We start from the raw sequence: 26,769 nt of genomic DNA on the forward strand, positions 1-26,769 counted from the left end.
TCATCAGCCGAAAAATGCCGAGGCCCGTCATCGACGGGCCTCGCTCATACGCTCAGTCGAGCCGCACCAGGATACGGCCGACCATGCCGCCGGCCAGTATTCGCTCGATGGACTCTGGCAATTGCGTCAGGCCAATTTCATGGCACAGCGGCGAAAGATCGAGCTTCCACTGCAGCGATAGCTTGTCCCACATCGACGCCTTGACCACCAGCGGCAGCTCCACCGAATCCACCCCCAGCAGATTGACGCCACGCAGGATGAACGGCAGAACGCTGGCCTGGAACGCAACGCCTGCGGTCAACCCGCAGCAAGCCACGCTACCGCTGTGGCTCAGCGACTTGACCACGTTGAACAGAATATCGCCGCCCACGGTATCCACCGCACCCGCCCAGCGCTCCTTGAGCATCGGCCGCTCGCTACCCTGCTGCAGCTCCTCGCGGCTGACAATTTCATCTGCACCCAGGCCACGCAGGAAATCCGCCTGTTCGGCCTTGCCGGTGGCGGCGGCTACGCGATACCCGAGCTGCTTGAGCAGCACCACCGCGATGCTGCCAACGCCGCCCGTAGCGCCGGTGACCAGGACAGTGCCGGACTCCGGGGTAACGCCGGCCTGCTCCAGCTTGTCGACACACAGGGCGGCGGTCAGGCCGGCGGTGCCGAGCACCATCGCCTCGCGCAGCGGCAGGCCCTGCGGGCGCTTGATCGCCCACGCGGCCGGCACCCGGATGTACTGGCCGAAACCACCGGCGGTGTTCATGCCCAGGTCGTAGCCGGTGACGATCACTTCGTCGCCCACGGCAAACTCGGCAACGCTGGAGGCTTCGACCACCCCCGCCGCGTCGATGCCGGGCGTATGCGGGTAAGCCTTGGTCACACCACGATTGCCGCTGGCGGACAGAGCATCCTTGTAGTTGAGCGAGGAATAGCGCACGCGGATCAGCAGCTCGCCCTGCGGCAACTGCTCGACGTTGCGCTGGACGACTTCACGCTGGAAACCACCGCTAGCGCCTTCACTGACCAATAAGGCCTTGAACTCGGTCATAACCCTCTCCTCTTGTCGTGGTTCGCTGCTGCGCGATGCGAGTCGCCCGCGCAGCCATCATGAACGAAGCGTTACCAGAAGCGCTGCTGATTGAGCCGGCTCAGCCAGGTCAGGACGAAGCGATCTGCCGCCATGCTGGCAGCCAGTCCAACGCGCTCCTGCAGGCTCTTCTTCTGAGCGAAATGCAAATGGAACAGCTCCGCTTCAGCAGCACGTTCGGCCAGGTACTGGTCGCTGGTCTTGAGTTCGTCGACCAGCAGGCGCTCCTGTGCGGCCATGCCCAGCCAGATTTCGCCGGTGGCGATGGCATCGATGTCTAGCTGCGGGCGATAACGGGCGACGAAACCCTTGAACAGTTCGTGAGTGGTTTCCAGGTCCTCCTGGAACTTCTCCCGGCCCTTGTCGGTGTTTTCGCCAAATACCGTCAGAGTGCGCTTGTATTCGCCGGCAGTCAGCACTTCGAAATCGATCTCATGCTTCTTCAGCAGGCGATGCACGTTGGGCAACTGCGCCACCACGCCGATGGAGCCGAGGATGGCGAATGGCGCGCTGAGAATCTTCTGGCCGATGCAGGCCATCATGTAACCGCCGCTGGCGGCCACCTTGTCGACACACACGGTCAGCGGGATACCGGCATCGCGAATGCGCACCAGCTGCGACGACGCCAGACCGTAACTGTGGACCATGCCGCCACCGCTTTCCAGGCGTAGCACCACTTCGTCCTCGGCCTTGGCCATGGACAGCAGCGCCGTCACTTCATGGCGCAGGTTGTCGGTGGCCGACGCCTTGATATCGCCATCGAAATCCAGCACGAACACCCGCGGCTTGCTGGCCGGTGCCTTCTTGTCCTGCTTGGCCGCCTTGGCCTCGGCCTTGCGCGTGGCCTTGAGCTGGTCCTTGGACAGCACGCTCTGCTCCAGGCGCTCGCGCAGGTCCTTGTAGAAGTCATTGAGCTTTTGCACCTGCAACTGGCCACTGCCGCGCCGCCCTCTGCCGCGCGTGGCGGCAATCGCCACCAGCACCACGACGATAGCGACCACCAGGGTCAGGGTCTTCGCCAGAAAGCTGGCGTACTCACTAAGAAACTCCACGGATCCCCCTCGGACATTGCGGCGGCGCCTGAGCGCACAAAGGCCCAAGCATACCGGCGCGGCGGCCCGCCGGCCAACCTTGGCAGCGCGGCATAATGGCCATACAAGCAATTCAAACAAGCGTATGTTTTTTCGTTGACAGCCCCTGAGCTTCCTCATACCCTCGCGAAACATTCAACGTGCCGAGACCAATACGGACGTGGGCAGCATCTATCTGATTCGACATGGCCAGGCTTCATTCGGTGCGGACGACTACGATGTCCTGTCTCCCGTCGGCGTGCGCCAGGCCGAAGTGCTGGGTGACCACCTCGAGCAGCTCGGCATCGGCCTCGACCGTTGCGTCAGTGGCAGCCTGCGCCGCCAGCAACACACTGCCAACGCCGCCCTGGAGCGCATGAGCCATGCGCCGGCGCTGGATATCGATGAAGCCTTCAACGAATTCGATGCCGATGCGGTGATTCGTACGCTGCTGCCAGATCTGCTGCCGCAAGAGCCCGAAGCCCTGCACATCCTGCGCAACGGCGCGCAGAACCGCGCCGAGTTTCAGCGCCTGTTCGCCACCCTGATCCAGCGCTGGATTTCCGGCGAGCACGACAAGCCCGGCCTGCAAAGCTGGCAGGCCTATGTCGAGCAGGTCGCAGGCGGCCTACGGCGCATCCTCGAGCAGGCCCACAGCAAGCAGAACATTGCCGTGTTCACCTCCGGCGGCACCATCACTGCCCTGCTTCGCCTGATCACCGGCGTACCGCCTGCAAAAGCCTTCGAACTGAACTGGCAAATCGTCAATACCTCGCTCAGCCAACTGAAATTCCGTGGCAGCGAGGTGAGTCTGGCTTCCTTCAACAGCCATGTGCATTTACAGCTGCTGAAGGCGCCGGAGCTCATCACCTATCGATGAGCTCCAGCCCACTGCGGCCGCAAGGCTGCGCGAAAAAACCGAAAAAGGATAAGACCATGAGTGTTGCTGACATCGCCCAAACCATGCAGTCCAAGTTCAACGCCAGCGCCGCTGCAGGCCTGGATCTGGTATTCCAATTCAACATCGAAGATGGCGAGAACTACGCGCTGATCGTCAAAGACGGCACCTGCGCCCTCGAGCAAGGCGACAACCCGGACGCCAACGTGACCCTGATCATGGACAGCGAAACCCTCAAGGGCATCGTCAGCGGCGAAACCGACGGCATGCAGGCGTTCATGGCCGGCAAGCTGCGCGCCGAAGGCGACATGATGCTGGCGATGAAGCTGGGCGAACTGTTCCCGGTCTGATCGGCGAGCTGAGCGCAGAACACGAAAACCGGAGTCCTGGCACTCCGGTTTTTTATTGCCCGCGCACAGGTGAACGGCGCAGGTCGAAGATGACTGATCAGGCAGTTTGATCGAGGTGCAACACGCCCGCCTATAACGGCGCGTATTGCTTGTGACAGCCTGGGTGCAGCATTAGATTAACCAATTATCTGGGGCACCCATCATAAGTAAAAGGGATAAGCATGGCGCTCACTGACCAATCCACCCGCATCCGCACCGGCGAAGAGCTCGATACCGCCGTCATCGACGCCTACCTCAAAGCCAATATTCCGGGCTTGAGCGGCGAAGCCAGGATCAGCCAGTTTCCCGGCGGCGCGTCGAATCTGACTTACCTGATCGAATACCCGCAGCAGGAGTTCGTCCTGCGCCGCCCGCCATTCGGCCACAAGGCCAAGTCGGCGCACGACATGGGCCGCGAGTACCGCATCCTCAACCAGCTCAACGCCGGCTTCCCCTACTGCCCAAAAGCTTACGTGCACTGCACCGACGAGTCGGTGATCGGCGCCGAGTTCTACGTCATGGAGCGGGTCAAGGGCATCATCCTGCGTTCGGAGATGCCCGCTGAGCTGAACTTCAGCGCCGAGCAGACCAGCGCCCTGTGCAAGAGCTTCATCGACAAGCTGGTGGAGCTGCACAACGTCGACTACAGCGCTTGCGGTCTGGGCGATCTGGGCAAGCCCGAGGGTTATGTCGAGCGTCAGATCAGGGGCTGGAGCGACCGCTACGAGAAAGCCCTGACCCCGGATGCGCCAACCTGGGAGCCGATCAAGGCCTGGCTCAATGACAAGATGCCCGCCGATCACCACAAGCCGGGCATCGTGCACAACGACTACCGTTTCGACAACGTGATCCTCGCCCCGAACAACCCGATGCAGATCATCGGCATACTCGACTGGGAGATGACCACCATCGGCGATCCGCTGATGGATTTGGGCAACACCCTGGCCTACTGGATCGAAGCCAGCGATCCGGCGCCGGTGCAACTGATGCGCCGCCAGCCAAGCAACGCGCCGGGCATGCTCACCCGTCAGCAGTTCGTCGACTACTACGCCGAGAAAGCCGGCATCGAGATCAACAGTTTCGACTTCTACTACACCTACGGCCTGTTCCGCCTGGCCGGCATCGTGCAGCAGATCTACTACCGCTTCTACCACGGCCAGACTCAGGACAAGCGCTTCGCCCAGTTCATTCAGATGAACAAGCTGCTGGAGCAGATGTGCCTGCAGGTCATCGGCAAATCCACTCTCTAACCCCGGGGTAATCACAATGTCCAAGACCCAACTGTTCGACCTCGACGGCAAGATCGCCTTCGTTTCCGGCGCCAGCCGCGGCATCGGCGAGGCCATCGCCAAGCTGCTGGCCCAGCAAGGTGCTCACGTGATCGTGTCCAGCCGTAAGATCGACGGCTGCCAGGCCGTGGCCGACGCCATCACCGCCGAGGGCGGTAAGGCCACCGCCATCGCCTGCCACATCGGCGAGATGGAGCAGATCCAGAGCGTCTTCGCGCAAATCCGCGAGCAGTTCGGTCGCCTCGACATCCTGGTCAACAACGCCGCCACCAACCCGCAGTTCTGCAACGTGCTGGATACCGACCTCTCCGCCTTCCAGAAAACCGTGGACGTGAACATTCGCGGCTACTACTTCATGTCCATCGAAGGCGGCAAGCTGATGAAGGAAAACGGCGGCGGCTCGATCATCAATGTCGCCTCGATCAATGGCGTCTCCCCGGGCGAATTCCAGGGCATCTATTCGGTGACCAAGGCCGCGGTGATCAGCATGACCAAGGTCTTCGCCAAGGAGTGCGCGCAGTTCGGCATCCGCTGCAACGCGCTGCTGCCGGGCCTGACCGACACCAAGTTCGCCTCGGCGCTGACCAAGAACGACGCCATCCTCAAGCACGCCCTGCAGCGCATCCCGCTCAAGCGCGTGGCCGATCCGAGCGAGATGGCCGGTGCCGTGCTGTACCTGGCCAGCGACGCCTCCAGCTACACCACTGGTGTGGCGCTGAACGTGGACGGCGGCTTCCTCTCCTGAAGCCGAACGCCCTGAACGACAAAGGCACCTTGCAGGTACCTTTTTTATTTGTAGGGCGGGTCGTACGGCGCAGCCAACCTCAAGGGTACAAAACGCCCACTACCCGCTCCCACAAGTGAGAGAGGGTCATCAGATGGCCGCTACCAATCCTTCAGCGCAGCTTCGGCGGCGGGATTCATCGGCTCGGCCAGCAAGCCGGTCGGCGTCAGGCTGACGCTGTAGACCGCATCGGCGGCAATCGGCAGGTAGGTGACGCGCAGCGCCTGCGGGTCGAACAGCAGCAAATCACGCTGACTCAGTCGCAGCCAGCGCCACAGATCCACGCCATAAGGACTTTCGGCCAGCTGCACGCGGCCATGCTGTGCCAGCGCCTGCTGCTCAATGGCCAGAAAACGCCCGGACAAACGCTCCAGGCGGTAACCCGGCTCCAGACCGATCAGATCGGCCAGACCTTTCCAGCGAATCAGGCGACCATCGAGCTGCCACATGTCACCTTCCAGCGTGACCGTGCGCTCACGCCCCTTTTCGAGCAGCGTGACCTGATAACGCTGCGGGCCATCGGCCTTGAAGCTGAGTGTCACCAGTGGCTTGCCCGGCTGCAGCGGCTCGTAGGTGTACAGGTCGTAAGCCACCAGCCCCACCAGCCCGGCCAGGGCAAGAAATGCCAGACCACAGGTGCCGCGCAACCAGCCCAGGAACCAGCCCGTATTGAGCAAAATGCGCAATGCCACCAGCAGCGCCAATACGGCCAGCAGCGCCACGGCCCAGGCCAACCCGTCGTATTGCATCGGTTGCGTTCCTTCTCTGACGAAATCCCGGCATTATGCGCAGCTCTCCCCACGACGAACAGCCGCCACGCTGCGCATTCGCCCACAAGTCGACACTTTACCTATGCCTTTCGCTCTCGAGCTCGCCATCGACCCCAGCACATTAGCCATTCTCGCCCTGGTCGCCTTCATCGCCGGCTTCATCGATGCCATCGCCGGCGGTGGCGGCCTGCTGACCATTCCCGCCCTGCTCACGGCGGGGCTGCCACCGCATCTGGTCCTGGGCACCAACAAGCTGTGCGCCACCTTCGGCTCAGGTACTGCTGCCCTGACCTTCTACCGGCGCAAACTCTTCGATCCCAAGCAGTGGCGCAATGCGCTACTGGCTACGCTGATCGGCGCCCTGCTGGGCGCAGTCATCGCCCACTGGATGCCAGCGGCCTGGCTCAATCAGATGCTGCCGATAATCGTCTTCGCCTGCGGCCTGTATCTGCTGTTCGGCCGCATGCCGGAGGCGCCGGCCGAACACGACCTGCCGATCGCCCGTGGCCGGCAGTGGCCGCAAGGCCTGGGTCTGGGCCTCTACGATGGCGTCGCCGGCCCTGGCACCGGCGCCTTCTGGACGGTCAGCAGCCTGCTGATGTATCCGCTCGACCTGGTTCGCGCCAGCGGCGTGGCGCGCACCATGAATTTCGTCAGCAATGCGGCTGCCCTGGTGGTGTTCATCGCCTTCGGTCAGGTGGCCTGGGTGCTCGGTCTGAGCATGGGTGCAGCGCTGATGGTCGGCGCCTTTCTCGGCGCCCGCACGGCGATCAAGGGCGGCTCGAAATTCATCCGCCCGGTATTCATCACGGTGGTGCTGGCGCTGACTGCGCGCCTGGTCTGGCAGCACTGGTTTGGCTGATCCGGCGAGCCGTTCAGGATCCTGCAGGAGCGGCTTCAGCCGCGAAATGGTCGACGAGGTTCGCGGCTGAAGCCGCGCCTACATAAACAGCTCTAGGCCGGCAACGTAGGCTCGGGCTGGCCAAGACGGCGTGCGACGTAGAGATCGATCAGATGGCGGGCGATGGAGCGCGATGCCGGCAGCGGCGGTAGCTCATCGACCCGGAACCAGCCCGCGTCCTCGATTTCGTCTTCCTGCATGACGATTTCGCCGCCTGCATATTCGGCATGAAAGCCCAGCATCAGCGAATGCGGAAACGGCCAACCCTGGCTGCCGATGTACTGCAGGTTCTTCACCTGCAGGCCAACCTCCTCGTGCACCTCGCGCGCCACGCAATGCTCCACCGACTCGCCCGGCTCGACGAAGCCGGCCAGGGTGCTGTAAACCCCGGTGACGAAACGCGGCGAGCGCGCCAGGAGAATCTCGTCGCCGCGCGTGACCAGCACGATCATGCTCGGCGAAATACGTGGGTAGTGCTGCGACTCGCAGCCGTCGCAGCGCATCGCGCGCTCGCCAGGAAGCTGGCGGGTCGGCGCACCACAGCTGCCACAGAAACGGTGCTCGGCATACCAGGTGCCTATCTGCGCCGCGTAGGCCAGCATGCGGAAGGTTTCCACCTCGCCCTGCAGCATGAACTGGCGCAGGCTTTGCCAGGTGCAGCCTTCCAGCGCAGCGTCGGGCCTGACCTGCAGCAGGTAGACGGCGTCATCACCGAAATGACCGATACCCTGCTCGCCGATGATCGGCAGATCCTGGCGCTTGATCCAGTCACGCGGGAACAGCACGCCGTTGCTGTCGGCGAGAAAATGCTGCTTGCTGTAAAGCAGCGCCCAGCCACCTGGCTGGGCAGGATCGAGGAAAGCGTGGCGCCAGCTCATCAGGCTGCCACCTGCATGCCCAGCGCCTTGACGCTCTCTTCGGCCAGGTCGAGCACGCTGGGACGCGTTTCCGGACGCATCACCGCGCCGGCCTCCAGGTAGTACTCGAGACTGCTGAGGGCGTCGGCCAGGGTTTCCAGCATCTGCTCCGACGGCATCTGCCCGGCCTCGAGCATGCGCGTCTGGATGTAATCAGCGCAGGCTCCGACCAGCATCGCGGCGCGGCGCTGCTCGAGAAACCAGAGACCGCCACGTACGGCCTGCAGGCTGAACGGCACGTTGGACAGGTGCATCTTGTCGCCACCCGATTCCAGATAAGCGGTGATCGCGCGCTTGGCCAGAGCCAGCCCCGCTTGTGCTTCATCGACCACGACGATGCGCGCTTCGTTGAGCTGATGGCCGGCGAACGAATCGGCTTCATTGCCCGGTTCGACCACCGCCGGCCGAGTATCGCGCCCTTCGCCGCGTTCCAGGCTCGCCACCATACCTTCGACATACAGCACGGCATCGGCCAGCTTGTGCAATTGTTCCGGCTGCGGCGGCGTGTCTTCGCGCCAGGCCGCGACCAGCGGCAACTGCGCGCTGAGCGAGTTGCCGGCAGAGTTCAGACCGACCATGCCGAGGGTCTTGGCCAACTTGCCCAACAGAGCATGCAGAGTGCCCAGGGTTTCGTCCTGCAGGGTGCCACGCTCGAGCAGGTCGAGCATGTCCTTGACGCTGGCCAGCTCTTCGCGAATCGCCGTGGACAGCGAACGCATCACCGCCTTGCCCGGCCCGGCCAGGCGCTGGTATTCCTCTTCCAGCATATGGTCGGTGAACGGCAGCGGCGTCAGCCCGAATACCTCACGCATGGCACTGGCCAGCGGCCCCTGACTGTCGGCCAGTGCGACCAGGTACAGCAGCTCTTTGAGCAGACTGCGCGGCGCCTCGTACTGGGGATTGGCGAGCATCACCTTGAGCTCGCGATCCATCCGCGAGAACAGCTGTTTGCGTAACTTGCGTGGCAGCAACTGGCCGTCGCACTGCGCTTCGATGGCGGCCGCGCCGATCCAGCACATGCGGCCGCGCGGCTCATTGGCGAACAGACTGTCCAGGCGCGCCAGGGCGCGCACCATCAACTTGAGGCTGGCTTGCGGATTCTGTTCGCGAATGAAGCCCAGCAAGCCGACCTGATACATATGGCGCAGGCGCTTGCCTTCGCTCAGTTTGGCAGCGCCATCGAGCGGCTGAGTGGCAATGTGCGGGCGGGCGTGATCCAGCCGTACGCTGAAGAAGAAGCTCTCTGGCAGCGGCTGTTGAGCGCCCGCCTGACGCAGATCGTTGATCGCCGGCAGCAACAGCTCGGGCATCTCCTGGCGGTGGGCGTCGACGTTTTCCAGATAGCGGCGCAACACGTGCAGGGCATTGCTGAGCGCCGCCAGTTGCACGTCGCGCTCCTCACCGGCACCGGCGGGAATGTCTGTCGCCTGGTCGAGCACTTCCTGAGCCAGTAATTCAGCGCCGGCCAGCTCGATCAGATTGAGCGTGCCACGCACCTGGTGCAGGCTTTCCACAGCTTGCTGCAGCAGGCTGCCGTTGTGCCGCTCGGCGATGAACTGCTCGAGGCTCTGCTCGGCCTCCTCCATCGTGACGAACAGCTCATCGCGCACCAGATTCAGGGATGTGGCTCCACTTACCATGCTCTAGACCTCGCAGCGAACATCAGCAAAAACGGCATCAATCGGCAAACTCCGGCTTCTGCTTGGTCATATGCGCCGTCATGGCCAGGCGCAGGTCTTCCGACTGCAGCATGGCGGCGTTCCAGGTGGCAATGTATTCCAGGCCATCGTCGACCCGGTGATCGCGCATATAGCGAATCATTTCCTTGGTGCCGCGCACCGCAATCGGCGACTTGGCGGCGATCTGCGCAGCAATCTCCATCACTGCCCCAAGCAAGGCCTCGTGGCTTTCATAGGTACGGTTGACCAGGCCGATACGGGCAGCCTCATTGCCGTCGATGCTGCGCCCGGTAAAGGCCAGCTCGCGCATCATGCCGTCTCCGATGATGCGCGGCAGGCGCTGCAGCGTGCCGACGTCGGCGGCCATGCCCATGTCGATTTCCTTGATCGAGAACTGCGCATCGACCGTGCTGTAGCGCATGTCGCAAGCGCTGATCAGATCGATGGCGCCGCCGATGCAATAACCCTGAATGGCGGCCAGTACCGGCTTGCGGCAGTTGTCGACCGCGTTGAATGAAGCCTGCAATTCGAGAATCTTGCGCCGCAGAGCCGTGGCATTGCGACCCACGTCCTTGCCCAGCTGGGCGCCGACCGATGCCAGCAGCATCAGGTCGATGCCCGAAGAGAAGTGTTTGCCCGCACCGGAGAGCACCACGACACGCACCGCGTCGTTGTCGTCGACCCACTGGAAGATCTCGATGATCTCGCGCCAGAAGTCGGCATTCATGGCGTTGATCTTTTCCGGACGGTTGATCTGCACATGGGCGATCTTGTCCACCAGCTCGACGCGGAAGGCTTTGTAGTCGGACATGGCAGGCATCCTCAGCCGCAGCGTGGCAGCATGATATTTATTTTGTGATTAATAACCGAGCAACTATAACAAGCACGCCATAAAAGTCGATGCTTGCCACTGTGACGCAGGGCACGCCTCGGACGTTATCAACTGCTTTGAATATCAGAGATAAGAGATTGATCTGTCGAGGATCTTATTCCTCGACAGATCCGCAGCCAGCTCACTCCACCAGACAATTCACGCAGTACTCACCTGCTTCGGTTTGCAGGCCGTGCACGTCGATGTCGAAACCCGGGAATGCCTGATCGAAGGTTCTGGCGAACGCCAGGTAATCGATGATCGAGCGCGTGGCGGCGGTGAAGCGTTCCCCCGGCATGATCAGCGGAATGCCCGGCGGATAGGGCACCAGCATTACGGCGGCGATACGCCCCTGCAACTGGTCGATGGGCACCGCTTCCACCTCGCCGCGCACCAGGCGGTCGTAGGCGTCGGCCGGCTTGATCGCCAGTTCCGGCAGCGCCGTGTACATGCTCTTCAGGGCTTTGGCCGTGGCATTCTCGCGATAGCAGCCGTGCAGCGCATCGCACAGATCACGCAGCCCCATGCCCTGGTAGCGCCCGCCGCCGGCATGGGCAATGGAGGGCAATACATCGATCAGCGGCAGGTTGGCGTCATAGCTGCGCTTGAACTCCAGCAACTCGGTCAGCAGCGTGCTCCACTTGCCCTTGGTGATGCCCATGGAGAACAGCACCAGGAAGGAGTAAAGACCGGTCTTCTCCACCACCAGACCTCGCTCCCAGAGGAACTTGCTGACCACCGCAGCGGGAATCCCCTGTTGCTCGAGCTTGCCGGCCGCGTTGAGGCCCGGCATCACCAGAGTGACCTTGATCGGATCGAGCAGCACATAATCGTTGGCCACTTCGCCGAAACCGTGCCAGTCGGCATCGGGCTGCAGCACCCAATCAGCGGTCGACAGACTGTCGGCACCATCGGCCTCACCCGGCTGCCAAATGCTGAACCACCAGTCCTCGGCACTCAGGTTGCGCCGCACATTGGCCAGGGCACGACGGAAGCTCAGCGCTTCGTCGAACGTCTCCTGAATCAGCGAACGCCCGGCCGGGCCCTCCATCATCGCCGAGGCCACGTCCAGCGAGGCGATGATGCCGTACTGCGGCGAGGTAGAGATATGCATCATGAAGGCTTCGTTGAAACGGTCGCGGTCCAACTGACGCTGGCCGCCATCCTGCACATGAATCATCGAGGCCTGACTGAAGGCCGCCAGCAGCTTGTGCGTGGAATGGGTGGTGAACACCAACGGTGACTGTTCGTCGCACTGGGTGCCCATGCCGTAGCGGCCGGCGTAGAACTCGTGGAACGCGGCGTAGGCATACCAGGCCTCGTCGAAGTGCAGCACTTCGACCGAATCACCAAGGGCCTGCTTGACCATCCCGGCGTTGTAACAGAGCCCGTCGTAAGTGGAGTTGGTCACCACCGCCAGCTTGACCTTGGGCGCGCGGCCACGCGCCAGTGGGCTGGCGTCGATCTTCGCCTGGATCGACTCGCGACTGAACTCGGAGAGCGGAATCGGCCCGATGATGCCCAGCTCATTGCGCTCCGGGCACAGGTAAAGCGGAATGGCGCCCGTCATGATGATCGAGTGCAGGATCGACTTGTGGCAGTTGCGATCCACCAGTACCAGGTCGTCGCGACCGACCATCGAATGCCAGACGATCTTGTTCGCCGTCGAGGTGCCGTTGATCACGAAGAAGGTGTGGTCGGCGCCAAAGTTGCGCGCCGCACGTGCCTCAGCCTCGGCCAACGGCCCGGTGTGATCGAGCAGCGAGCCCAGCTCCGGTACCGATACCGACAGGTCGGAACGCAGGGTGTTCTCGCCAAAGAACTGGTGAAAGGCCTGCCCTACCGGGCTCTTGCGGTAGGCCACGCCCCCGCCATGGCCGGGTGTGTGCCAGGAGTAGTTGGATTGCGCAGTGTGCTGCACCAGCGCCTTGAAGAACGGCGGCAACAGACCGTCGAGGTAGTTGTGCGCCGCGCGCGCCACCTGCCGGGCCAGGAAGGACACGGTGTCTTCGTAGAGGTAGAGGATGCCACGCAGGTGGTTGAGATCGGCCATGGCCTCGGCCGGCGCATTCTCGATGGTGACCTGTTCGCCAAGGGCGAAGATCGGCAGTTGCGGCGCCCGTACCCGCGCCACGCGGATGAGCTCGACCATGTCCTGCAGCAGCCGGCTGTTCTCCCCCGCGCCTTCGGCCGCCACCAGAATGCAGGCCAGGCCGTGATGAGTGGAGGCAACGATACGCCCTTCGGCGGCGCTGGCCGTGGGCAGAATACTGAAACCGTCCTGGGTGAGTTCCTGAGCGATGGCGCGCACACGATCACCGGCCACGGTGTCGGCCTTGATGTCGCGATGCACGATTAGGACGGGAAACTTGAGATCTTTATACATTGTGACGTCCTGAAGGCTGGCAGGCCTGGCCTGCCCATCAGCTCAGGTTAGAGGCTCCCCCTAATGGGCGGAACCCCCTGTGCATCACGCTATAAGAAAAGGTCGCAATTGCGCTGTTCGGTTATTCGGGCGCTTTTTCCAGCTGCGCCCACAACGACGGGCCGCCAGCGGATTTCTCGATCACTGCCAGGCGCGCCATGTGCGCCGCGAGCTCGTCCTCGTTGGCGCGAATGACCCGCGTGCGCGGGCGCGAAGCGTCCAGGCGGCGGATCGGAGTGGCCTGCTGACGCCCGCTGCCATCGCCATCGGAGCCTTCACCGGCCAGAGACAGGTTGGTCTGCCCACCCGTCATCGCGAGGTAGACGTCGGCCAGAATCTCCGAGTCGAGCAAGGCGCCGTGCAGTTCGCGGTTGGAGTTGTCGACGCCGTAACGCTTGCACAGTGCGTCCAGGCTGTTGCGCTGCCCCGGATGGCGTTCGCGCGCCATCATCAGGGTATCGAGCACCGAGCAATAGTCGCTGACGTCGGCGCGCTCGCTCTGCCCCAGCAGGGCGAACTCGTTGTTGATGAAGCCAACGTCGAACGCCGCGTTGTGGATGATCAGCTGGGCGCCCTTGATGAATTCGTAGAACTCATCGGCGACTTCCCTGAAGCGCGGCTTGTCGGCTACGTATTCGTTGGTGATGCCGTGAACCGCGATGGCGCCTTCGTCGATCTCGCGATCCGGGTTGAGGTAGACGTGAAAGTGACGCCCGGTCAGGCGCCGCCCCAGCAACTCGACACAACCGATCTCGATGATACGGTGCCCGTCGGTGACCGGCATGCCGGTGGTTTCGGTATCCAGCACCACGTAGCGCTTGACGGTGTTATCGGTTGTCACGCCTTGCCTCTCTCATCTATCCGGGTTGTCGCACATTCAAGCACGGCATCTTAACTCAGCTCGCGCGCCACAGCTCAACGCGCCGAGCGCACCTCGTCGACCCCCCGATTGGCCAACTGGTCGGCTCGCTCGTTGCCAGGGTGTCCGGTATGCCCGCGCACCCACTGCCAGCTCACCTGATGACGATTGACTTCCTCATCCAGCTTCTGCCAGAGGTCGGCATTCTTCACCGGCTCTTTAGAAGCCGTTTTCCAGCCGCGCTTCTTCCAGTTCGGCAGCCATTCCTGGATGCCCTTCATTACATATTGCGAGTCGGTCACCAGCTTGACCGTACAAGGCCGCGTCAGCGCGATCAGGCCGGCAATCGCGGCCATCAGCTCCATCCGGTTGTTGGTGGTGTTGGGGTCGCCGCCCCAGAGTTCCTTTTCCACGCCCTTGTAGACCAGCAGCGCGCCCCAGCCACCAGGACCAGGATTGCCTTTGCAGGCGCCGTCGGTGTAGATCACCACATCATCGGTTTCGGACATTCATAAGCTCTGAACAGAATTGACTAACCGGGAACATGGCCCTCAGTTATCGAGATCACGCCGGCTGACCTTGGCCACCGGCATCGGCAGCAGCTTGCCCATCGGCTCACGGCGCGATTGCCGCAGCGGGCGCAAACCGACTACCAGCTTGCGCGCCACCAGCAGGTAAAAACCGGCGCCCGGCAGCTGCCAGGCGTCGCCCCAGCGCTCCATTCGGCGCAGACGCATTTGCCAGGCCAGCGACGCGAGCGGCGGACGATAGCACCCGAACCGGCGTTTCTCCAACGCAAAGCCCAGCAGGCTGAGCCAGTCCGTGACACGGCTCGGGGCAATACAGCGCGCCTTGGCCAGACCATCCTGGGCGAACAGGCGACGTACGCCCCAGGTACTCCAGGGATGAATCCCCAGAATCAACAGATGCCCGCCAGGCCTTACGCTGCGCGCCGCCTCACGCAACAGGCCATGGGGCGACAGGCTGAAATCCAGGCCATGCTGCAACACCACAACGTCGGCGGCGTGCTCACCCAGTGGCCAGGATTGCTCCTCGCAGACGATCTGCACACCGGGCATTGGCGCGCCGAGGCGCACGTTGTGTTGGATCTGCCCGGCCTTGGGCGGCCCTTCGGCACCAGGCCCGTAGCTCACCAGATAGCCGCCAAAAAAACGCGCCAGCTCTTCCTCCAGCAAGCGCCGCTCCTCTTCCAGCAACAGCTGCCCGAGCGGCCCGGCCAGCCATTGGCGCGCCTCACCCACAAGCTTGAGCCACTCAGGATCGGCCTGGGCGAATGCCTGATCAGTCATCGCTGCCTCCACATGACAGGTTCCGCATGTCGTGTCTAAGATGCACCTTTATCACCCGCTTAGCGACCCGCAATGATCCAGATCGACGCGCTACCTGCCTTCAATGACAACTATATCTGGCTGCTGCAAGACGCCCGCAGCAGGCGCTGCGCGGTGGTCGATCCCGGTGATGCGGCGCCTGTCCTGGCCTGGCTGCAAGCCCATCCTGACTGGACGCTCAGTGATATCTTGATCACTCATCACCACTTCGATCACGTCGGCGGCGTCGAAACGCTGAAAAAAGCCAGCGGCGCACGTGTCGCCGGCCCGGCGGCGGAAAAGATCCCCGCGCGTGATATCGACCTGAACGATGACGACGAGATCGAAGTGCTGGGTCTGCGCCTCAAGGTCATGGCCGTGCCTGGTCACACCCTCGGTCATATCGCCTTCTACCATGCCGAGCAGAACCTGCTGTTCTGCGGCGACACCCTGTTCGCAGGCGGCTGCGGTCGCCTGTTCGAGGGGACCCCGCAACAGATGCATCGATCCCTGAGCCGCCTGGCGGCCCTGCCCGCTCGCACGCGGGTGTATTGCACCCATGAATACACCTTGAGCAATCTGCGCTTTGCCCATGCCGTGGAGCCAGACAACCAGCAGCTGAACGAGCGCCTGGCCGAAGTGACCCGCTGGCGCGAAGAAGGACGTATCAGCCTGCCGTCGACCATCGAACTGGAGCTGGCCACCAACCCCTTCCTGCGCGCCAGCGAGCCGTCTATCGTCGCTGCGACCGAGGGACGCGACGACCGGCAATCGTGCGAGCCAAGCGCCGTATTCGCTAGTCTGCGTGCCTGGAAGGACACTTTTTAGCGGCTGAGGAAAAGGTCGACAGGCCCGCAAAAAACTGGCGAAAACTTGACCACCCCCGGCCCGGTTCCTAGAATCGCCCGATCTTTTCGCCGGGACATACACCTCACCCAATGCCTTCAATATCACGCAAGCCATTGAATATAAAGGCATTGGCGCGAGGCGCTCGAGCGCTCGCGGTGATGTGCAGCATGATCCTGGCCGGCTGTCAGAGCCTCCCCAGCGACACCCCGGATCAGGCGACCGACACCTCGCGCGCGGTCGGCCTGGAGCGTGAGCCCGAGTGGCTCAGCAACCCAACCAAGCCACGCGAATACAGCGATATCTGGGAACGGGTGCGCGACGGTTTCAAGCTGCAGGATGAAATCGGCATCAACCCGCGTATCGAACGCGTGCGCCTCTGGTACGCCAGCAATCCCAAACACGTCAACACCGTCAGCGAACGCAGCGCACCTTATATCCACTACATCGTCGAGCGCCTGGCCGAGCGCGACATGCCGATGGAGCTGGCGCTGCTGCCGGTCATCGAAAGCGCCTACGACCCGCAGGCTTATTCGTCGGCGCATGCCGTCGGTCTCTGGCAGTTCATCCCGTCCACCGGCCGCCATTACAACCTGCGTCAGACCAACTGGTACGACGGCCGCCGTGACGTCACCGCGTCGACTCAGGCTGCACTCAACTACCTCAGTCGCCTGCACGAGATGTTCAATGGTGACTGGCTGCTTGCCCTGGCTGCTTACAACGCCGGCGAAGGCCGCGTCAGCCGCGCCATCGAGCGCAACGAGAAGCTCGGCCTGCCCAGCGACTACTGGAACCTGTCGCTGCCCAAGGAAACCGAAGACTACGTGCCCAAGCTGCTGGCGCTGTCGCAGGTGATCCTCACCCCCGAGGCCTACGGCGTGAACCTGGCGCCGATCGCTGACGCGCCCTACTTCGAACAGATCGCCATCAAGCAACACATGGACCTGTCCCGCGTGGCCAAGCTGGCTGACCTGGATGAAGAGGAACTGCTGCAACTGAACCCCGCCTACAAGCGCGGCATCACCCTGGATGGCCCGCAGCACCTGCTGGTACCGACCGACAAGGCGGAAATGCTCAGCGCCAACCTGGCCCTGATGAAGCCACAGGAGCTGGTCGACTGGCAGACCTATACCGTACGCTCCGGCGACAGCCTGCATGCCATTGCCAATCGCAATCACCTGACCGTCAGCATGCTCAAGGACGTCAACCGCCTGAGCAGCAACAACCTGAGCATCGGCCAGGAGCTGACCATTCCGGGCAAACCCGGCGCCCAGCCGAGCGAGCCGCTGTATCAACAGCGTAACGTCGCCCAGAGCACGAGCAGGCGCACCTATCAGGTGAAGAACGGCGACAGCCTGTGGCAGATCGCTCGCGCCAACCAGGTCGCGGTGCATGACCTGAAGCGCTGGAACAAGCTGCAAGGCAATCAGCTGAAAGTCGGCCAGGTGCTCAGTCTGGCGGCGGCAGATAACGGCGCGCAGGTCGCCAGCAACACTCGCAGCAGCTCGCGCGCGCGCGACAAGGCCACCTACTACCGCGTGCAGCACGGCGATTCGCTGTACGTAATCGCCAAGCGCTTCAAGATCGACCTCAAGCGCCTGCAAGCCTGGAATCCGCGCACCGAAACCCTGCGCCCAGGCGAAATGCTGACCCTCTACCTGCCCTGATCAGCGCTTGCTGATCGCTTCCAGGCAGCGGCCGGTCAGTTGCGTGAAGCGCTGAAACGCCACGAACTGCTCATGCCGTAGCGCTCGCCCGGACAATCGACTGTCGGCATAGAGCACCCCGATCTCCCGCGTACCGGCGAGGATCGGTGCGATGAAGAACATGCCGCCGCCGAGGCTGCGTCGAATTGGCTGGGTCACCAGCTCGGCCAGGTTGTAGCTGGCGGGCACGCCCATCCAGATCGCCTCACGATGGCGCAACGCATAACTGAAGATATGCGGCTGCTCCGCCTGTTCGGCCGGCAGCACGAAGTCCTCCAGCCAGTGCTGAGTCTTCTCACCTATCACCCGCTTGGCGCGAAAGCGGCTTTGCCCATCGGCCAGCACCGTGAGCATCACCCGCTCCAGGCCGGCGCCGCGGTGCAGACCTTGCAACAGGGTATCGAGCACCAAACCGACGTCGGCTCTGGCACTGACCATCAACCCGAGATCCTGCAGGGCCTGCTGCATCACCAGCAGATCCGGCTGCAACAACTGCGTGCGGCGCGCCTCCTGCTGTTGACGAATATGCTCGGGGTCAGTGCTGGGGATCAGCTTGCAAAGCTTGCTGGCACCGAAGGTCGAGGCGACCTTGACCGCCTCGTCTGCGCTGGCCAACACCTGCTGCAGGGCTTCTTCCGGCGCCAGACCGATAAAGGCGGCCACCTTGCCCATAGCACTGTCCATCTCCGCGCAGTCCCAGCCTTCGAGCGCTGCCTCGCTGATGCGCACTCCCAGCTGTACCGCATAAGCCGCCGGATCATGAGGGCTGGCGCCGGCCTGTGCCAGGCTGGCGGTCTCACCCAGACTCCAGCTTTTCAGCAGTGCCTGGGTCAGTTGCCGGAAGCTGGTACCGAGTATTTCGCGCACGGCCTCATCGGCATCGACACCCGGGCGCTCAAGAGCAGCGGCCAGCTCGTCGGCCTGCGCCCCGCCACAGCCCCAGAACGCGAGCTCGCCCAGGTGATGCAGCAACGCCGCGATGAACACCTCTTCGGCATGCCCGGCAATCACATAGCTGGCCATGTTGCGTGCCTGCACGGCAGCGTGAAAGGAACGCGCGAGCAGCGTCTGCAGTTGTTCACGTGGCGCGCGGGTAAGCAAACCGTCGATCAGACTGACGGAAAGACAGATCAGCCGAACGTTGTCGAAACCGATCAGCACGATGGCCCGCGAAATGGTCTTGATGGCTTCTTGCGAGGGGTTGTAATAAACGCTGTTGGCCACCCGCAGCACCTTGGAGGTCAGCGCGGCATCACGCAGTAACACATCGGCCAGTTGCTGTACCGAGGCAGACTCCTGCTGCGCCAGGCGCTGTAGATCCTGTACCACCGAGGCCAGCGCGGGCAGTTCGGCTTGGTTGAAGCGATCAATCCATGACTGCAGACCATGGCTATGTTCCGACAAAGTTCGTGCCCTCGTGACGTCTGCTGCAAGTGTATGCCAAAGCGTCACGGGCGACCGCCCGCCACGGCACTCTTTTTCCTGCCGATACAAGCTGTTACTGTACCGCCCCAGAAGCCCAAACGCCGCCATGGATCGGATCTCACGCCCGATGCGTCCCCTCCTACTGCTGTTCCTCAGCCTGGCCTTGAGCTTTCCCGCCTCTGCGACTATCAGCGAGAGCCACGGCTACGCCCAGTTCGGGACACTCAAGTACCCCGCCAGCTTCAGTCATTTCGACTGGGTCAACCCCGATGCGCCCAAAGGTGGCACGTTGCGCATCATGGCGTCCGGCACATTCGATACGCTCAACCCCTACACCTTCAAGGGCAGCAGTCCGATCAGCACAGCGCACTTCCTGCAATATGGCGCCAACGAGCTGAACGAACCCCTGATGGTCGGCACCGGCGCCTATGACCCTTCGGGTGATGAGCCGGCTTCGAGCTACGGCCTGATCGCCAAAAGCGTCGAATACAGCGAGGACCGCAGCTGGGTGGTGTTCAACCTGCGACCGGAAGCACGCTTTCACGACGGCAAACCCATCACAGCCTACGACGTGGCGTTTTCCTATCGCCTGCTACGCAGTGACGGCCACCCGCAATACCGCACCAACCTGCAGGAAGTGAAGCGCGTCGACATTCTTGGCCGTCATCGCATCCGCTTCGTCTTCAAGCGCGCCGGCAACCCGCTGCTGATCCTGCGCCTGGGTGAACTACCGGTGTTGCCGCAGCACTACTGGAAGGACCGCGACTTCAAGAGCACCACCTTCGATGCGCCACTGGGCAGCGGGCCCTATCGCATCGTCCAGGTGGTGCCGGGCCGCCGCCTGGTGTTCGAACGGGTGAAGGACTGGTGGGGCAAGGACCTGCCGGTCAATCGCGGCAAGTACAACTTCGACCGTATCGAAGTGGAGTTCTACCGCGACAACCACGTCGCCTTCGAAGCCTTCAAGGCCGGCGAATTCGATTTCTACATCGAGAATCAGGCAAAGAACTGGAGCAACGGTTATCGCTTTCCGGCCGTGACCCGTGGTGACGTGGTTCGCGCCGAGATACCGCACCAGATCCCGACCCAGACCCAGGCGCTGTTCATGAACACGCGCCGTGAGATATTCAGCGACCGCAGGGTGCGCGAAGCGCTGGGGCTGATGTTCGATTTCGAGTGGACCAATCGCACCCTGTTCAACAACGCCTACATGCGCGCCGCCAGCTATTACCCCAACAGCGAGTTCTCGGCCACCGGCAAGCCCGAGGGTGCGGAATGGCTGCTGCTGTCACCGCATCGCGACAAACTGCCCGCGCGCCTGTTTACCGAGGCGCCGAAACAGCCGGTAACCGATGGGCGCGGCATCCCGCGGGAAACCTTGCGTCGCGCCCTCGGTCTATTGGCCGAAGCCGGCTGGAAACCCGTCGGCCAGGAACTGCGCAATGCCCGAGGCCAACGTCTCGAATTCGAGATCATGCTGGTCAACCCCAGCCTCGAACGCATTCTCCAGCCCTATACCGCCAACCTTGCCAGCATCGGCATACAAGCCAACCTGCGCACTGTCGACCGCGCCCAGTACAAGCAACGCCTCGACCAGTTCGACTACGACATGATTCTGCTGACCCTGCCGCAAACCCTCAGCCCGGGCCTGGAGCAATCGCTGTATTTCCATTCCAGTCAGGTTAACGTCAAGGGCGGCAAGAACTACGCAGGCGTCAACGATCCGGTGGTCGACGAAATGATCGACAAGCTGCTCTCGGCGCAGACCCGCGACGAGCAGATCGCCGCCGCTCGCGCCCTCGACCGGGTCCTGCTCTGGCAGCACTACAGCATTCCCAACTGGTACATCAATTATCACCGCCTGGCGTACCGCAACCGGTTCGCCTTCGTCACCACGCCGCCCTACACGCTGGGCCTGCGCACCTGGTGGCTGAAGCCAACGGAGAACCCTCGATGACCCACCCGCTGCGCAGTTTCCTGCTTCACGGTAGCAGCCTCATTCTGCTCGGCCTCGCCGGCCTGGCCTTCGCCGCCCCCAAGCACGCCGTCACGCTCTATGACGAGCCGCCCAAATACCCCGCCAATTTCACCCATTTCGAATACACCAACCCCGACGCCCCCAAGGGCGGCACCTTTCGCGAGGCGGGCTTCGGTGGCTTCGACAGCCTCAACCCGTTCATCAGCAAAGGCGTGTCCGCCGACGAGATCAACCTGATCTACGACACCCTGGCCGTACAGAGCATGGATGAGCCCTTCACCGCCTATGGCCTGGTAGCCGAGAAGATCGAGAAGGCGCCCGACAATGCCTGGGTACGCTTTCTGATTCGCAAGGAAGCGCGCTTTCACGACGGCACGCCGATCACCGCCGAAGACGTGAAGTTCACCTTCGATACGCTGATGGAAAAAGGCGCACCGATGTATCGTGGCTACTACGCCGACGTCGCCCAGGTGGAAGTTGAGTCGCCGCACAGCGTGCGCTTCGTGTTCAAGCATGCCGGCAATCGCGAGTTGCCGTTGATCGTTGGCCAACTGCCGATTCTGCCCAAACACTGGTGGGCCGAGCGCGACTTCAGCAAGAGCAACCTGGACGTGCCGCTGGGCAGTGGTCCGTACAAGGTCGGTCGCGTCCAGCCCGGCCGCAGCATCCGCTACGAGCGGGTCAAGGACTGGTGGGCCAAGGACTTGCCGGTGAGCCGTGGCTTCTACAACTTCGACACCATCCAGATCGACTACTACCGCGACAACACCGTGGCCCTGGAGGCGCTCAAGGCCGGCCAGTTCGACTACTGGCTGGAAACCAGCGCGAAGAACTGGGCCACTGCCTACAACACCCCGGCGGTCGCCAATGGCCAGCTGATCAAGGAAGAAATCCAGAATCGCAACCCGACAGGGATGCAGGGCTTCATCTTCAACACCCGCCGCCCACAGTTCCAGGATCGCCGCGTGCGTGAGGCGCTGGGCCTGCTGTTCGACTTCGAATGGGCCAACAAGCGCCTGTTCAACGGCGCCTACATCCGCACCCGCAGCTACTTCGACAACTCCGAACTGGGCTCGCGGGGGCTGCCTGGCGAAGACGAACTGGCGATCCTCGAACCGCTGCGCGGCAAGGTTCCAGCCGAAGTGTTCAACGAAGAATTCCGCGTGCCGGTCACCGACGGCAGCGGCATCATCCGCGAACAGCAGCGCCGCGCCTATCAGTTGCTGCAGCAGGCCGGCTGGCGCATCGATGGCGATCACATGCTCGACGCCAATGGCCAGCCGGTCAGTTTCGAATTCTTGCTCGCGCAGACCGAGTTCGAGCGCGTGCTGCTGCCCTTCAAGCGCAACCTGGCCGACCTCGGCATCGAGATGGTGATCCGCCGGGTCGACGTTTCGCAGTACATCAACCGCCTGCGCTCGCGTGATTTCGACATGATCGTCGGCGGTTTCGGCCAGTCCAACTCGCCGGGCAACGAACAGCGTGAATACTGGCACTCCTCCAGCGCCGACAACCCGGGCAGCCGTAACTACATCGGCCTGAAAGACCCGGCCATCGACCAACTGGTCGAAGGGCTGATCAACGCCGACTCGCGGCAGAACCTGATCGCCCACACCCGGTCGCTGGATCGCGCATTGCTGTGGGGCTACTACGTGATCCCCAACTGGCATATCAAGACCTGGCGTGTTGCCTACTGGAACCGCTTCGAGCATCCGAAGGTGACGCCGCTCTACGACATCGGCCTGCACACCTGGTGGGTACGCCCAGGCCTGGAGCAGCCAAACGAGGCCCAGCAACCAGCCGCAGAACAGGCGGAGCAATAACATGCTGGCCTATATCTTGCGCCGCCTGCTGCTGATCATCCCAACCCTGTTCGGCATTCTGGTGATCAACTTCATCATCATCCAGGCCGCGCCTGGCGGCCCGGTCGAGCAGATGATCGCCAAGCTGGAGGGCTTCGAGGGCGCCACCAGCCGCATCGCCGGTGGTGGCGCCGAGGTCTCGGTGGCCGGCTCCAACTATCGCGGCGCCCAGGGCCTCGACCCGCAGCTGATCAAGGAAATCGAGAAGATGTACGGCTTCGACAAGTCGGCGCCGGAACGTTTCTGGATCATGCTCAAGAACTACGCGCAACTGGATTTCGGCTCCAGTTTCTTCCGCGATGCGCAGGTCATCGACCTGATCATCGAAAAGATGCCGGTCTCGATCTCGCTTGGCCTGTGGAGCACCCTGATCATGTATCTGGTCTCCATCCCCCTGGGCATCGCCAAGGCCACCCGCCATGGCAGTGCCTTCGATGTCTGGACCAGTTCAGCGATCATCATCGGCTACGCCATTCCGGCCTTCCTCTTCGCCATCCTGCTCATCGTGTTGTTCGCCGGTGGCAGCTACTGGGACTGGTTCCCGCTGCGCGGGCTGACCTCGAACAACTTCGAACAACTCAGCCTAGGCGGCAAGATTCTCGATTATTTCTGGCACCTGGTGCTGCCAGTCACTGCGCTGGTGATCGGCAACTTCGCCACCCTGACCCTGCTGACCAAGAACAGCTTTCTCGACGAGATCAACAAACAGTATGTGGTGACCGCCCGCGCCAAGGGCCTGACCAATCACCGCGTGCTTTACGGTCATGTGTTCCGCAACGCCATGCTGCTGATCATCGCCGGCTTCCCCGCCGCCTTCATCGGCATCTTCTTCACCGGCTCCCTGCTGATCGAGGTGATCTTTTCCCTCGACGGCCTGGGCCTGATGAGCTTCGAGGCGGCGATCAACCGCGACTATCCGGTGGTGTTCGGCACCCTGTTCATCTTCACCTTGCTGGGGCTGGTCGTGAAATTGATCGGTGACATTACCTACACCCTGGTCGATCCTCGCATCGACTTCGAAAGCAGGGAGGGCTGAGCATGAAACTCTCCCCCCTCAACCGACGCCGCCTCGACCGCTTCAAGGCGCACAAACGCGGCTGGTGGTCACTGTGGCTGTTCCTCCTGCTGTTCGGCCTGAGCCTGGGCGCCGAACTGATCGCCAACGACAAGCCACTGGCCGTGCGTTACGACGGGCAATGGTATTTCCCGGTGCTCAAGCGCTACCCGGAAACCGTGTTCGGCGGCGAATTTCCGCTGCAAGCCAACTACAAGAGCCCATACATCCAGGACCTGATCGCGGCAAAGGACGGCAAGATGATCTGGCCGCCGATCCCCTTCAGCTACTCCAGCATCAACTACGATCTGGAAGTGCCGGCCCCCGCACCACCTTCGGCGCAGAACTGGCTGGGCACCGATGACCAGGGCCGTGACGTGCTGGCACGGGTGATCTATGGCTTCCGCATCTCGGTGCTGTTCGCCCTGATCCTGACCCTGGCCAGCTCGGTGATCGGGGTGATCGCCGGTGCGCTACAGGGCTTCTACGGCGGCTGGGTCGACCTGCTCGGCCAGCGTTTCCTGGAAATCTGGTCGGGCCTGCCGGTGCTCTACCTGCTGATCATCCTCGCCAGCTTCGTGCAACCGAACTTCTGGTGGCTGCTGGGCATCATGTTGCTGTTTTCCTGGATGAGCCTGGTCGACGTGGTGCGCGCCGAATTCCTTCGCGGCCGCAACCTCGAGTACGTGCGGGCGGCTCGGGCGCTGGGCATGGGCAACGGGGCGATCATGTTCCGCCATATCCTGCCCAATGCCATGGTCTCGACCATGACCTTCATGCCCTTCATCCTCACCGGCGCCATCGGCACCCTGACCGCTCTGGACTTCCTTGGCTTCGGCCTGCCGCCCGGCGCGCCGTCGCTCGGCGAGCTGGTCGCCCAGGGCAAGAGCAACCTGCAGGCGCCTTGGCTGGGCATCAGTGCATTCGCCGTGCTGGCGATCATGCTGAGCCTGCTGGTATTCATCGGCGAAGCCGCCCGCGATGCCTTCGACCCGAGGAAATGACATGAGCCAGAACGAAACCCTGCTGCAAGTTCGCGACCTGGCCGTCGAGTTCGTCATGGGCCAGCAGTGCCAGCGCGTGGTCGACGGCGTCAGCTTCGACATTCACAAAGGCGAAACCCTGGCCCTGGTTGGCGAGAGCGGCTCGGGCAAATCGGTCACGGCGCACTCGATCCTGCGCCTGCTGCCCTACCCGCTCGCCCGCCATCCGCATGGCAGCATCGACTACGCCGGCGAGGACCTGCTCAAGCTCGGCGAAGGCCGTCTGCGCGGCATTCGTGGCAATCGCATCGCCATGGTCTTCCAGGAGCCGATGACCTCGCTCAACCCCTTGCACAGTATCGAGAAGCAGATCAACGAGGTGCTCGCCCTGCACAAGGGTCTGCGCGGCAAGGCCGCCAGCGCGCGCACCCTCGAGCTGCTGGAGCTGGTCGGCATCCCCGAACCGAAGAAGCGCCTGAAGGCCTACCCCCATGAGTTGTCCGGTGGCCAGCGTCAGCGCGTGATGATCGCCATGGCCCTGGCCAATGAGCCGCAACTGCTGATCGCCGACGAACCCACCACTGCGCTGGACGTCACCGTACAGCTGAAAATCCTCGAATTGCTCAAGGATCTGCAGGCGCGCCTGGGCATGTCGCTGCTGCTGATCAGCCACGATCTCAACCTGGTTCGCAGAATTGCCCATCGCGTATGTGTCATGCAGCGCGGTCGCATCGTCGAACAGGCGTCGTGTGAAGAATTGTTCCAGGCTCCGCAGCATCCCTACACCAAGGAACTGCTCGGTGCCGAGCCCAGCGGCGACCCTGCGGCCAACCCCGCGGGCCAGCCGTTGCTGGAAGTGGACGACCTGCGCGTATGGTTCCCGATCAAGAAGGGCCTGCTGCGCCGGACGGTGGATCATGTCAAAGCGGTGGACGGCATCAACTTCAGCCTGCCTCAGGGCCAGACCCTGGGCATCGTCGGCGAAAGTGGTTCCGGTAAATCCACCCTGGGCATGGCCATTCTGCGGCTGCTCGCCAGCCGCGGTGATATCCGCTTCCAGGGCCAGCAGCTGCAGGGCCTCAGCCAGCAGGAAGTACGCCCGCTGCGGCGGCAGATGCAGGTGGTGTTTCAGGACCCCTTCGGCAGCCTGAGCCCACGTATGTCAGTGAGCCAGATCGTCGGTGAAGGTCTGCGCATTCACGGTATGGGCGACGAGGCGGAGCAGGAGCAAGCCATCATCGACGCGCTTTTGGAGGTAGGGCTGGATCCGCAGACGCGGCATCGCTACCCCCACGAGTTTTCTGGCGGGCAACGGCAGCGGATTGCCATTGCCCGGGCACTGGTGTTGAAACCGGCGCTGATCCTGCTGGACGAGCCCACTTCGGCGCTCGACCGCACGGTGCAGCGTCAGGTGGTGGAGTTGTTGCGCGGCTTGCAGGCCAAGTACAACCTGACCTATCTGTTTATCAGCCATGATCTGGCGGTAGTCAGAGCGCTGAGCCACCAGTTGATGGTGGTCAAGCAGGGCCAGGTGGTCGAACAGGGGTCTGCCGAGTCGATCTTCAACGCACCGCAACACCCTTATACGCAGCAGTTGCTGGACGCCGCTTTTCTGGCCCCGGCAACGGCTCACTGATCCTTGAAACAGGAAGAG

23 protein-coding genes are annotated in these 26,769 nt (G+C 62.7%); 12 read left to right on the forward strand and 11 right to left on the reverse strand.

Translation table 11 applies throughout. The features are described 5' to 3' along the window. Window positions 1-52: 52 nt before the first annotated feature. Entirely contained in the window at window positions 53-1,042 is a 990-nt protein-coding gene (locus ACN8M7_RS09045) for a YhdH/YhfP family quinone oxidoreductase (protein WP_490260532.1), read from the reverse strand. A gap of 71 nt (window positions 1,043-1,113) precedes the next feature. After that, the gene (sohB, locus tag ACN8M7_RS09050; RefSeq protein WP_061239182.1) at window positions 1,114-2,133 is read right to left on the reverse strand and encodes a protease SohB; all 1,020 of its coding nucleotides are present in this window, start codon (window positions 2,131-2,133) and stop codon (window positions 1,114-1,116) included. A 199-nt stretch (window positions 2,134-2,332) separates the two neighbouring features. Here sohB and ACN8M7_RS09055 point away from each other — a divergent pair, with 199 nt between their 5' ends. The 4 genes from ACN8M7_RS09055 (at window position 2,333) to ACN8M7_RS09070 (ending at window position 5,472) form a co-directional block, all read left to right on the forward strand. Then, window positions 2,333-3,031, forward strand: a complete 699-nt coding sequence (locus tag ACN8M7_RS09055; protein WP_490260533.1) for a histidine phosphatase family protein — start codon at window positions 2,333-2,335, stop codon at window positions 3,029-3,031. Window positions 3,032-3,087: 56 nt separating this feature from the next. Continuing rightward, window positions 3,088-3,399 carry an SCP2 sterol-binding domain-containing protein gene (locus ACN8M7_RS09060; RefSeq protein ID WP_061239180.1) on the forward strand — a complete coding sequence of 104 codons (312 nt, stop codon included), beginning with the start codon at window positions 3,088-3,090 and terminating at the stop codon, window positions 3,397-3,399. Window positions 3,400-3,620: 221 nt separating this feature from the next. Beyond that, window positions 3,621-4,688, forward strand: coding sequence for a phosphotransferase family protein (locus ACN8M7_RS09065; RefSeq protein WP_490260534.1), 1,068 nt, complete (start codon window positions 3,621-3,623; stop codon window positions 4,686-4,688). A gap of 16 nt (window positions 4,689-4,704) precedes the next feature. Further along, a complete protein-coding gene (locus ACN8M7_RS09070; protein WP_061239178.1) occupies window positions 4,705-5,472 on the forward strand; it encodes an SDR family oxidoreductase in 768 nt (255 codons plus the stop codon). 140 nt (window positions 5,473-5,612) lie between these two features. Here ACN8M7_RS09070 and ACN8M7_RS09075 read toward each other — a convergent pair whose 3' ends face one another. Then, entirely contained in the window at window positions 5,613-6,260 is a 648-nt protein-coding gene (locus ACN8M7_RS09075; RefSeq protein ID WP_061239177.1) for a hypothetical protein, read from the reverse strand. 103 nt (window positions 6,261-6,363) lie between these two features. On the opposite strand from ACN8M7_RS09075, the gene ACN8M7_RS09080 reads away from it, so the two are divergent. Further along, a complete protein-coding gene (locus ACN8M7_RS09080; RefSeq protein WP_490260535.1) occupies window positions 6,364-7,143 on the forward strand; it encodes a TSUP family transporter in 780 nt (259 codons plus the stop codon). A 92-nt stretch (window positions 7,144-7,235) separates the two neighbouring features. On the opposite strand, the gene nudC is transcribed toward ACN8M7_RS09080, so the two are convergent. The 7 genes from nudC to ACN8M7_RS09115 form a co-directional block, all read right to left on the reverse strand. After that, complete coding sequence (nudC, locus tag ACN8M7_RS09085; protein ID WP_490260536.1) at window positions 7,236-8,060, reverse strand: NAD(+) diphosphatase; 825 nt, start codon at window positions 8,058-8,060, stop codon at window positions 7,236-7,238. Further along, window positions 8,060-9,739 carry a FimL-related protein gene (locus tag ACN8M7_RS09090; RefSeq protein WP_490260537.1) on the reverse strand — a complete coding sequence of 560 codons (1,680 nt, stop codon included), beginning with the start codon at window positions 9,737-9,739 and terminating at the stop codon, window positions 8,060-8,062. The genes nudC and ACN8M7_RS09090 overlap by 1 nt, the downstream gene beginning before the upstream one ends. A 37-nt stretch (window positions 9,740-9,776) precedes the next feature. Then, window positions 9,777-10,589 (reverse strand): crotonase/enoyl-CoA hydratase family protein, encoded by an 813-nt coding sequence (locus ACN8M7_RS09095; RefSeq protein WP_490260538.1) that lies wholly within the window; start codon window positions 10,587-10,589, stop codon window positions 9,777-9,779. A 202-nt stretch (window positions 10,590-10,791) separates the two neighbouring features. Continuing rightward, entirely contained in the window at window positions 10,792-13,035 is a 2,244-nt protein-coding gene (locus ACN8M7_RS09100; RefSeq protein ID WP_490260539.1) for an Orn/Lys/Arg family decarboxylase, read from the reverse strand. Window positions 13,036-13,156: 121 nt separating this feature from the next. Then, complete coding sequence (gene dnaQ / locus ACN8M7_RS09105) at window positions 13,157-13,915, reverse strand: DNA polymerase III subunit epsilon (protein WP_082768050.1); 759 nt, start codon at window positions 13,913-13,915, stop codon at window positions 13,157-13,159. A gap of 74 nt (window positions 13,916-13,989) precedes the next feature. Beyond that, entirely contained in the window at window positions 13,990-14,442 is a 453-nt protein-coding gene (gene rnhA, locus ACN8M7_RS09110; protein WP_061239171.1) for a ribonuclease HI, read from the reverse strand. Window positions 14,443-14,484: 42 nt separating this feature from the next. After that, entirely contained in the window at window positions 14,485-15,243 is a 759-nt protein-coding gene (locus tag ACN8M7_RS09115) for a class I SAM-dependent methyltransferase (RefSeq protein ID WP_061239170.1), read from the reverse strand. A 72-nt stretch (window positions 15,244-15,315) separates the two neighbouring features. Here ACN8M7_RS09115 and gloB point away from each other — a divergent pair, with 72 nt between their 5' ends. Both gloB and ACN8M7_RS09125 read left to right on the forward strand, forming a co-directional pair. Next, on the forward strand, window positions 15,316-16,089 hold the full coding sequence (gloB, locus tag ACN8M7_RS09120; RefSeq protein WP_490260540.1) for a hydroxyacylglutathione hydrolase: 774 nt from the start codon (window positions 15,316-15,318) through the stop codon (window positions 16,087-16,089). A gap of 110 nt (window positions 16,090-16,199) precedes the next feature. Then, the gene (locus ACN8M7_RS09125; protein WP_490260541.1) at window positions 16,200-17,774 is read left to right on the forward strand and encodes a LysM peptidoglycan-binding domain-containing protein; all 1,575 of its coding nucleotides are present in this window, start codon (window positions 16,200-16,202) and stop codon (window positions 17,772-17,774) included. Here the strand turns inward: ACN8M7_RS09125 and ACN8M7_RS09130 are convergent, their stop codons facing one another. After that, a complete protein-coding gene (locus ACN8M7_RS09130; RefSeq protein ID WP_490260542.1) occupies window positions 17,775-19,217 on the reverse strand; it encodes an HDOD domain-containing protein in 1,443 nt (480 codons plus the stop codon). It abuts the gene before it with no gap. Window positions 19,218-19,365: 148 nt separating this feature from the next. On the opposite strand from ACN8M7_RS09130, the gene ACN8M7_RS09135 reads away from it, so the two are divergent. The 5 genes from ACN8M7_RS09135 to ACN8M7_RS09155 are packed head-to-tail and all read left to right on the forward strand — an operon-like array spanning window position 19,366 to window position 26,751. Next, entirely contained in the window at window positions 19,366-21,195 is a 1,830-nt protein-coding gene (locus ACN8M7_RS09135; RefSeq protein WP_490260543.1) for an extracellular solute-binding protein, read from the forward strand. Further along, window positions 21,192-23,039, forward strand: a complete 1,848-nt coding sequence (locus ACN8M7_RS09140) for an extracellular solute-binding protein (protein WP_490260544.1) — start codon at window positions 21,192-21,194, stop codon at window positions 23,037-23,039. Before ACN8M7_RS09135 ends, ACN8M7_RS09140 begins: the two co-directional genes overlap by 4 nt. Window position 23,040: 1 nt before the next feature. After that, window positions 23,041-24,114 carry a microcin C ABC transporter permease YejB gene (locus ACN8M7_RS09145; RefSeq protein WP_061239165.1) on the forward strand — a complete coding sequence of 358 codons (1,074 nt, stop codon included), beginning with the start codon at window positions 23,041-23,043 and terminating at the stop codon, window positions 24,112-24,114. A gap of 2 nt (window positions 24,115-24,116) precedes the next feature. Next, window positions 24,117-25,136 carry an ABC transporter permease gene (locus ACN8M7_RS09150; protein WP_061239164.1) on the forward strand — a complete coding sequence of 340 codons (1,020 nt, stop codon included), beginning with the start codon at window positions 24,117-24,119 and terminating at the stop codon, window positions 25,134-25,136. Between the two features lies 1 nt (window position 25,137). Further along, on the forward strand, window positions 25,138-26,751 hold the full coding sequence (locus ACN8M7_RS09155) for an ABC transporter ATP-binding protein (protein WP_490260545.1): 1,614 nt from the start codon (window positions 25,138-25,140) through the stop codon (window positions 26,749-26,751). Window positions 26,752-26,769: the final 18 nt, after the last annotated feature.

The organism is Pseudomonas spartinae (assembly GCF_965197125.1).
GTDB lineage: Bacteria > Pseudomonadota > Gammaproteobacteria > Pseudomonadales > Pseudomonadaceae > Aquipseudomonas > Aquipseudomonas composti_A.

Excerpts from the sequence above, each read along its gene's own strand:
- ACN8M7_RS09045 (WP_490260532.1), bottom strand. The coding sequence starts at position 1,042 with ATGACCGAGTTCAAGGCCTTATTGGTCAGTGAAGGCGCTAGCGGTGGT.
- ACN8M7_RS09060 (WP_061239180.1), top strand. The coding sequence starts at position 3,088 with ATGAGTGTTGCTGACATCGCCCAAACCATGCAGTCCAAGTTCAACGCC.
- ACN8M7_RS09065 (WP_490260534.1), top strand. The coding sequence starts at position 3,621 with ATGGCGCTCACTGACCAATCCACCCGCATCCGCACCGGCGAAGAGCTC.
- ACN8M7_RS09070 (WP_061239178.1), top strand. The coding sequence starts at position 4,705 with ATGTCCAAGACCCAACTGTTCGACCTCGACGGCAAGATCGCCTTCGTT.
- ACN8M7_RS09075 (WP_061239177.1), bottom strand. The coding sequence starts at position 6,260 with ATGCAATACGACGGGTTGGCCTGGGCCGTGGCGCTGCTGGCCGTATTG.
- ACN8M7_RS09080 (WP_490260535.1), top strand. The coding sequence starts at position 6,364 with ATGCCTTTCGCTCTCGAGCTCGCCATCGACCCCAGCACATTAGCCATT.
- nudC (WP_490260536.1), bottom strand. The coding sequence starts at position 8,060 with ATGAGCTGGCGCCACGCTTTCCTCGATCCTGCCCAGCCAGGTGGCTGG.
- ACN8M7_RS09090 (WP_490260537.1), bottom strand. The coding sequence starts at position 9,739 with ATGGTAAGTGGAGCCACATCCCTGAATCTGGTGCGCGATGAGCTGTTC.
- ACN8M7_RS09095 (WP_490260538.1), bottom strand. The coding sequence starts at position 10,589 with ATGTCCGACTACAAAGCCTTCCGCGTCGAGCTGGTGGACAAGATCGCC.
- ACN8M7_RS09100 (WP_490260539.1), bottom strand. The coding sequence starts at position 13,035 with ATGTATAAAGATCTCAAGTTTCCCGTCCTAATCGTGCATCGCGACATC.
- rnhA (WP_061239171.1), bottom strand. The coding sequence starts at position 14,442 with ATGTCCGAAACCGATGATGTGGTGATCTACACCGACGGCGCCTGCAAA.
- ACN8M7_RS09115 (WP_061239170.1), bottom strand. The coding sequence starts at position 15,243 with ATGACTGATCAGGCATTCGCCCAGGCCGATCCTGAGTGGCTCAAGCTT.
- gloB (WP_490260540.1), top strand. The coding sequence starts at position 15,316 with ATGATCCAGATCGACGCGCTACCTGCCTTCAATGACAACTATATCTGG.
- ACN8M7_RS09125 (WP_490260541.1), top strand. The coding sequence starts at position 16,200 with ATGCCTTCAATATCACGCAAGCCATTGAATATAAAGGCATTGGCGCGA.
- ACN8M7_RS09135 (WP_490260543.1), top strand. The coding sequence starts at position 19,366 with ATGCGTCCCCTCCTACTGCTGTTCCTCAGCCTGGCCTTGAGCTTTCCC.
- ACN8M7_RS09140 (WP_490260544.1), top strand. The coding sequence starts at position 21,192 with ATGACCCACCCGCTGCGCAGTTTCCTGCTTCACGGTAGCAGCCTCATT.
- ACN8M7_RS09145 (WP_061239165.1), top strand. The coding sequence starts at position 23,041 with ATGCTGGCCTATATCTTGCGCCGCCTGCTGCTGATCATCCCAACCCTG.
- ACN8M7_RS09150 (WP_061239164.1), top strand. The coding sequence starts at position 24,117 with ATGAAACTCTCCCCCCTCAACCGACGCCGCCTCGACCGCTTCAAGGCG.
- ACN8M7_RS09155 (WP_490260545.1), top strand. The coding sequence starts at position 25,138 with ATGAGCCAGAACGAAACCCTGCTGCAAGTTCGCGACCTGGCCGTCGAG.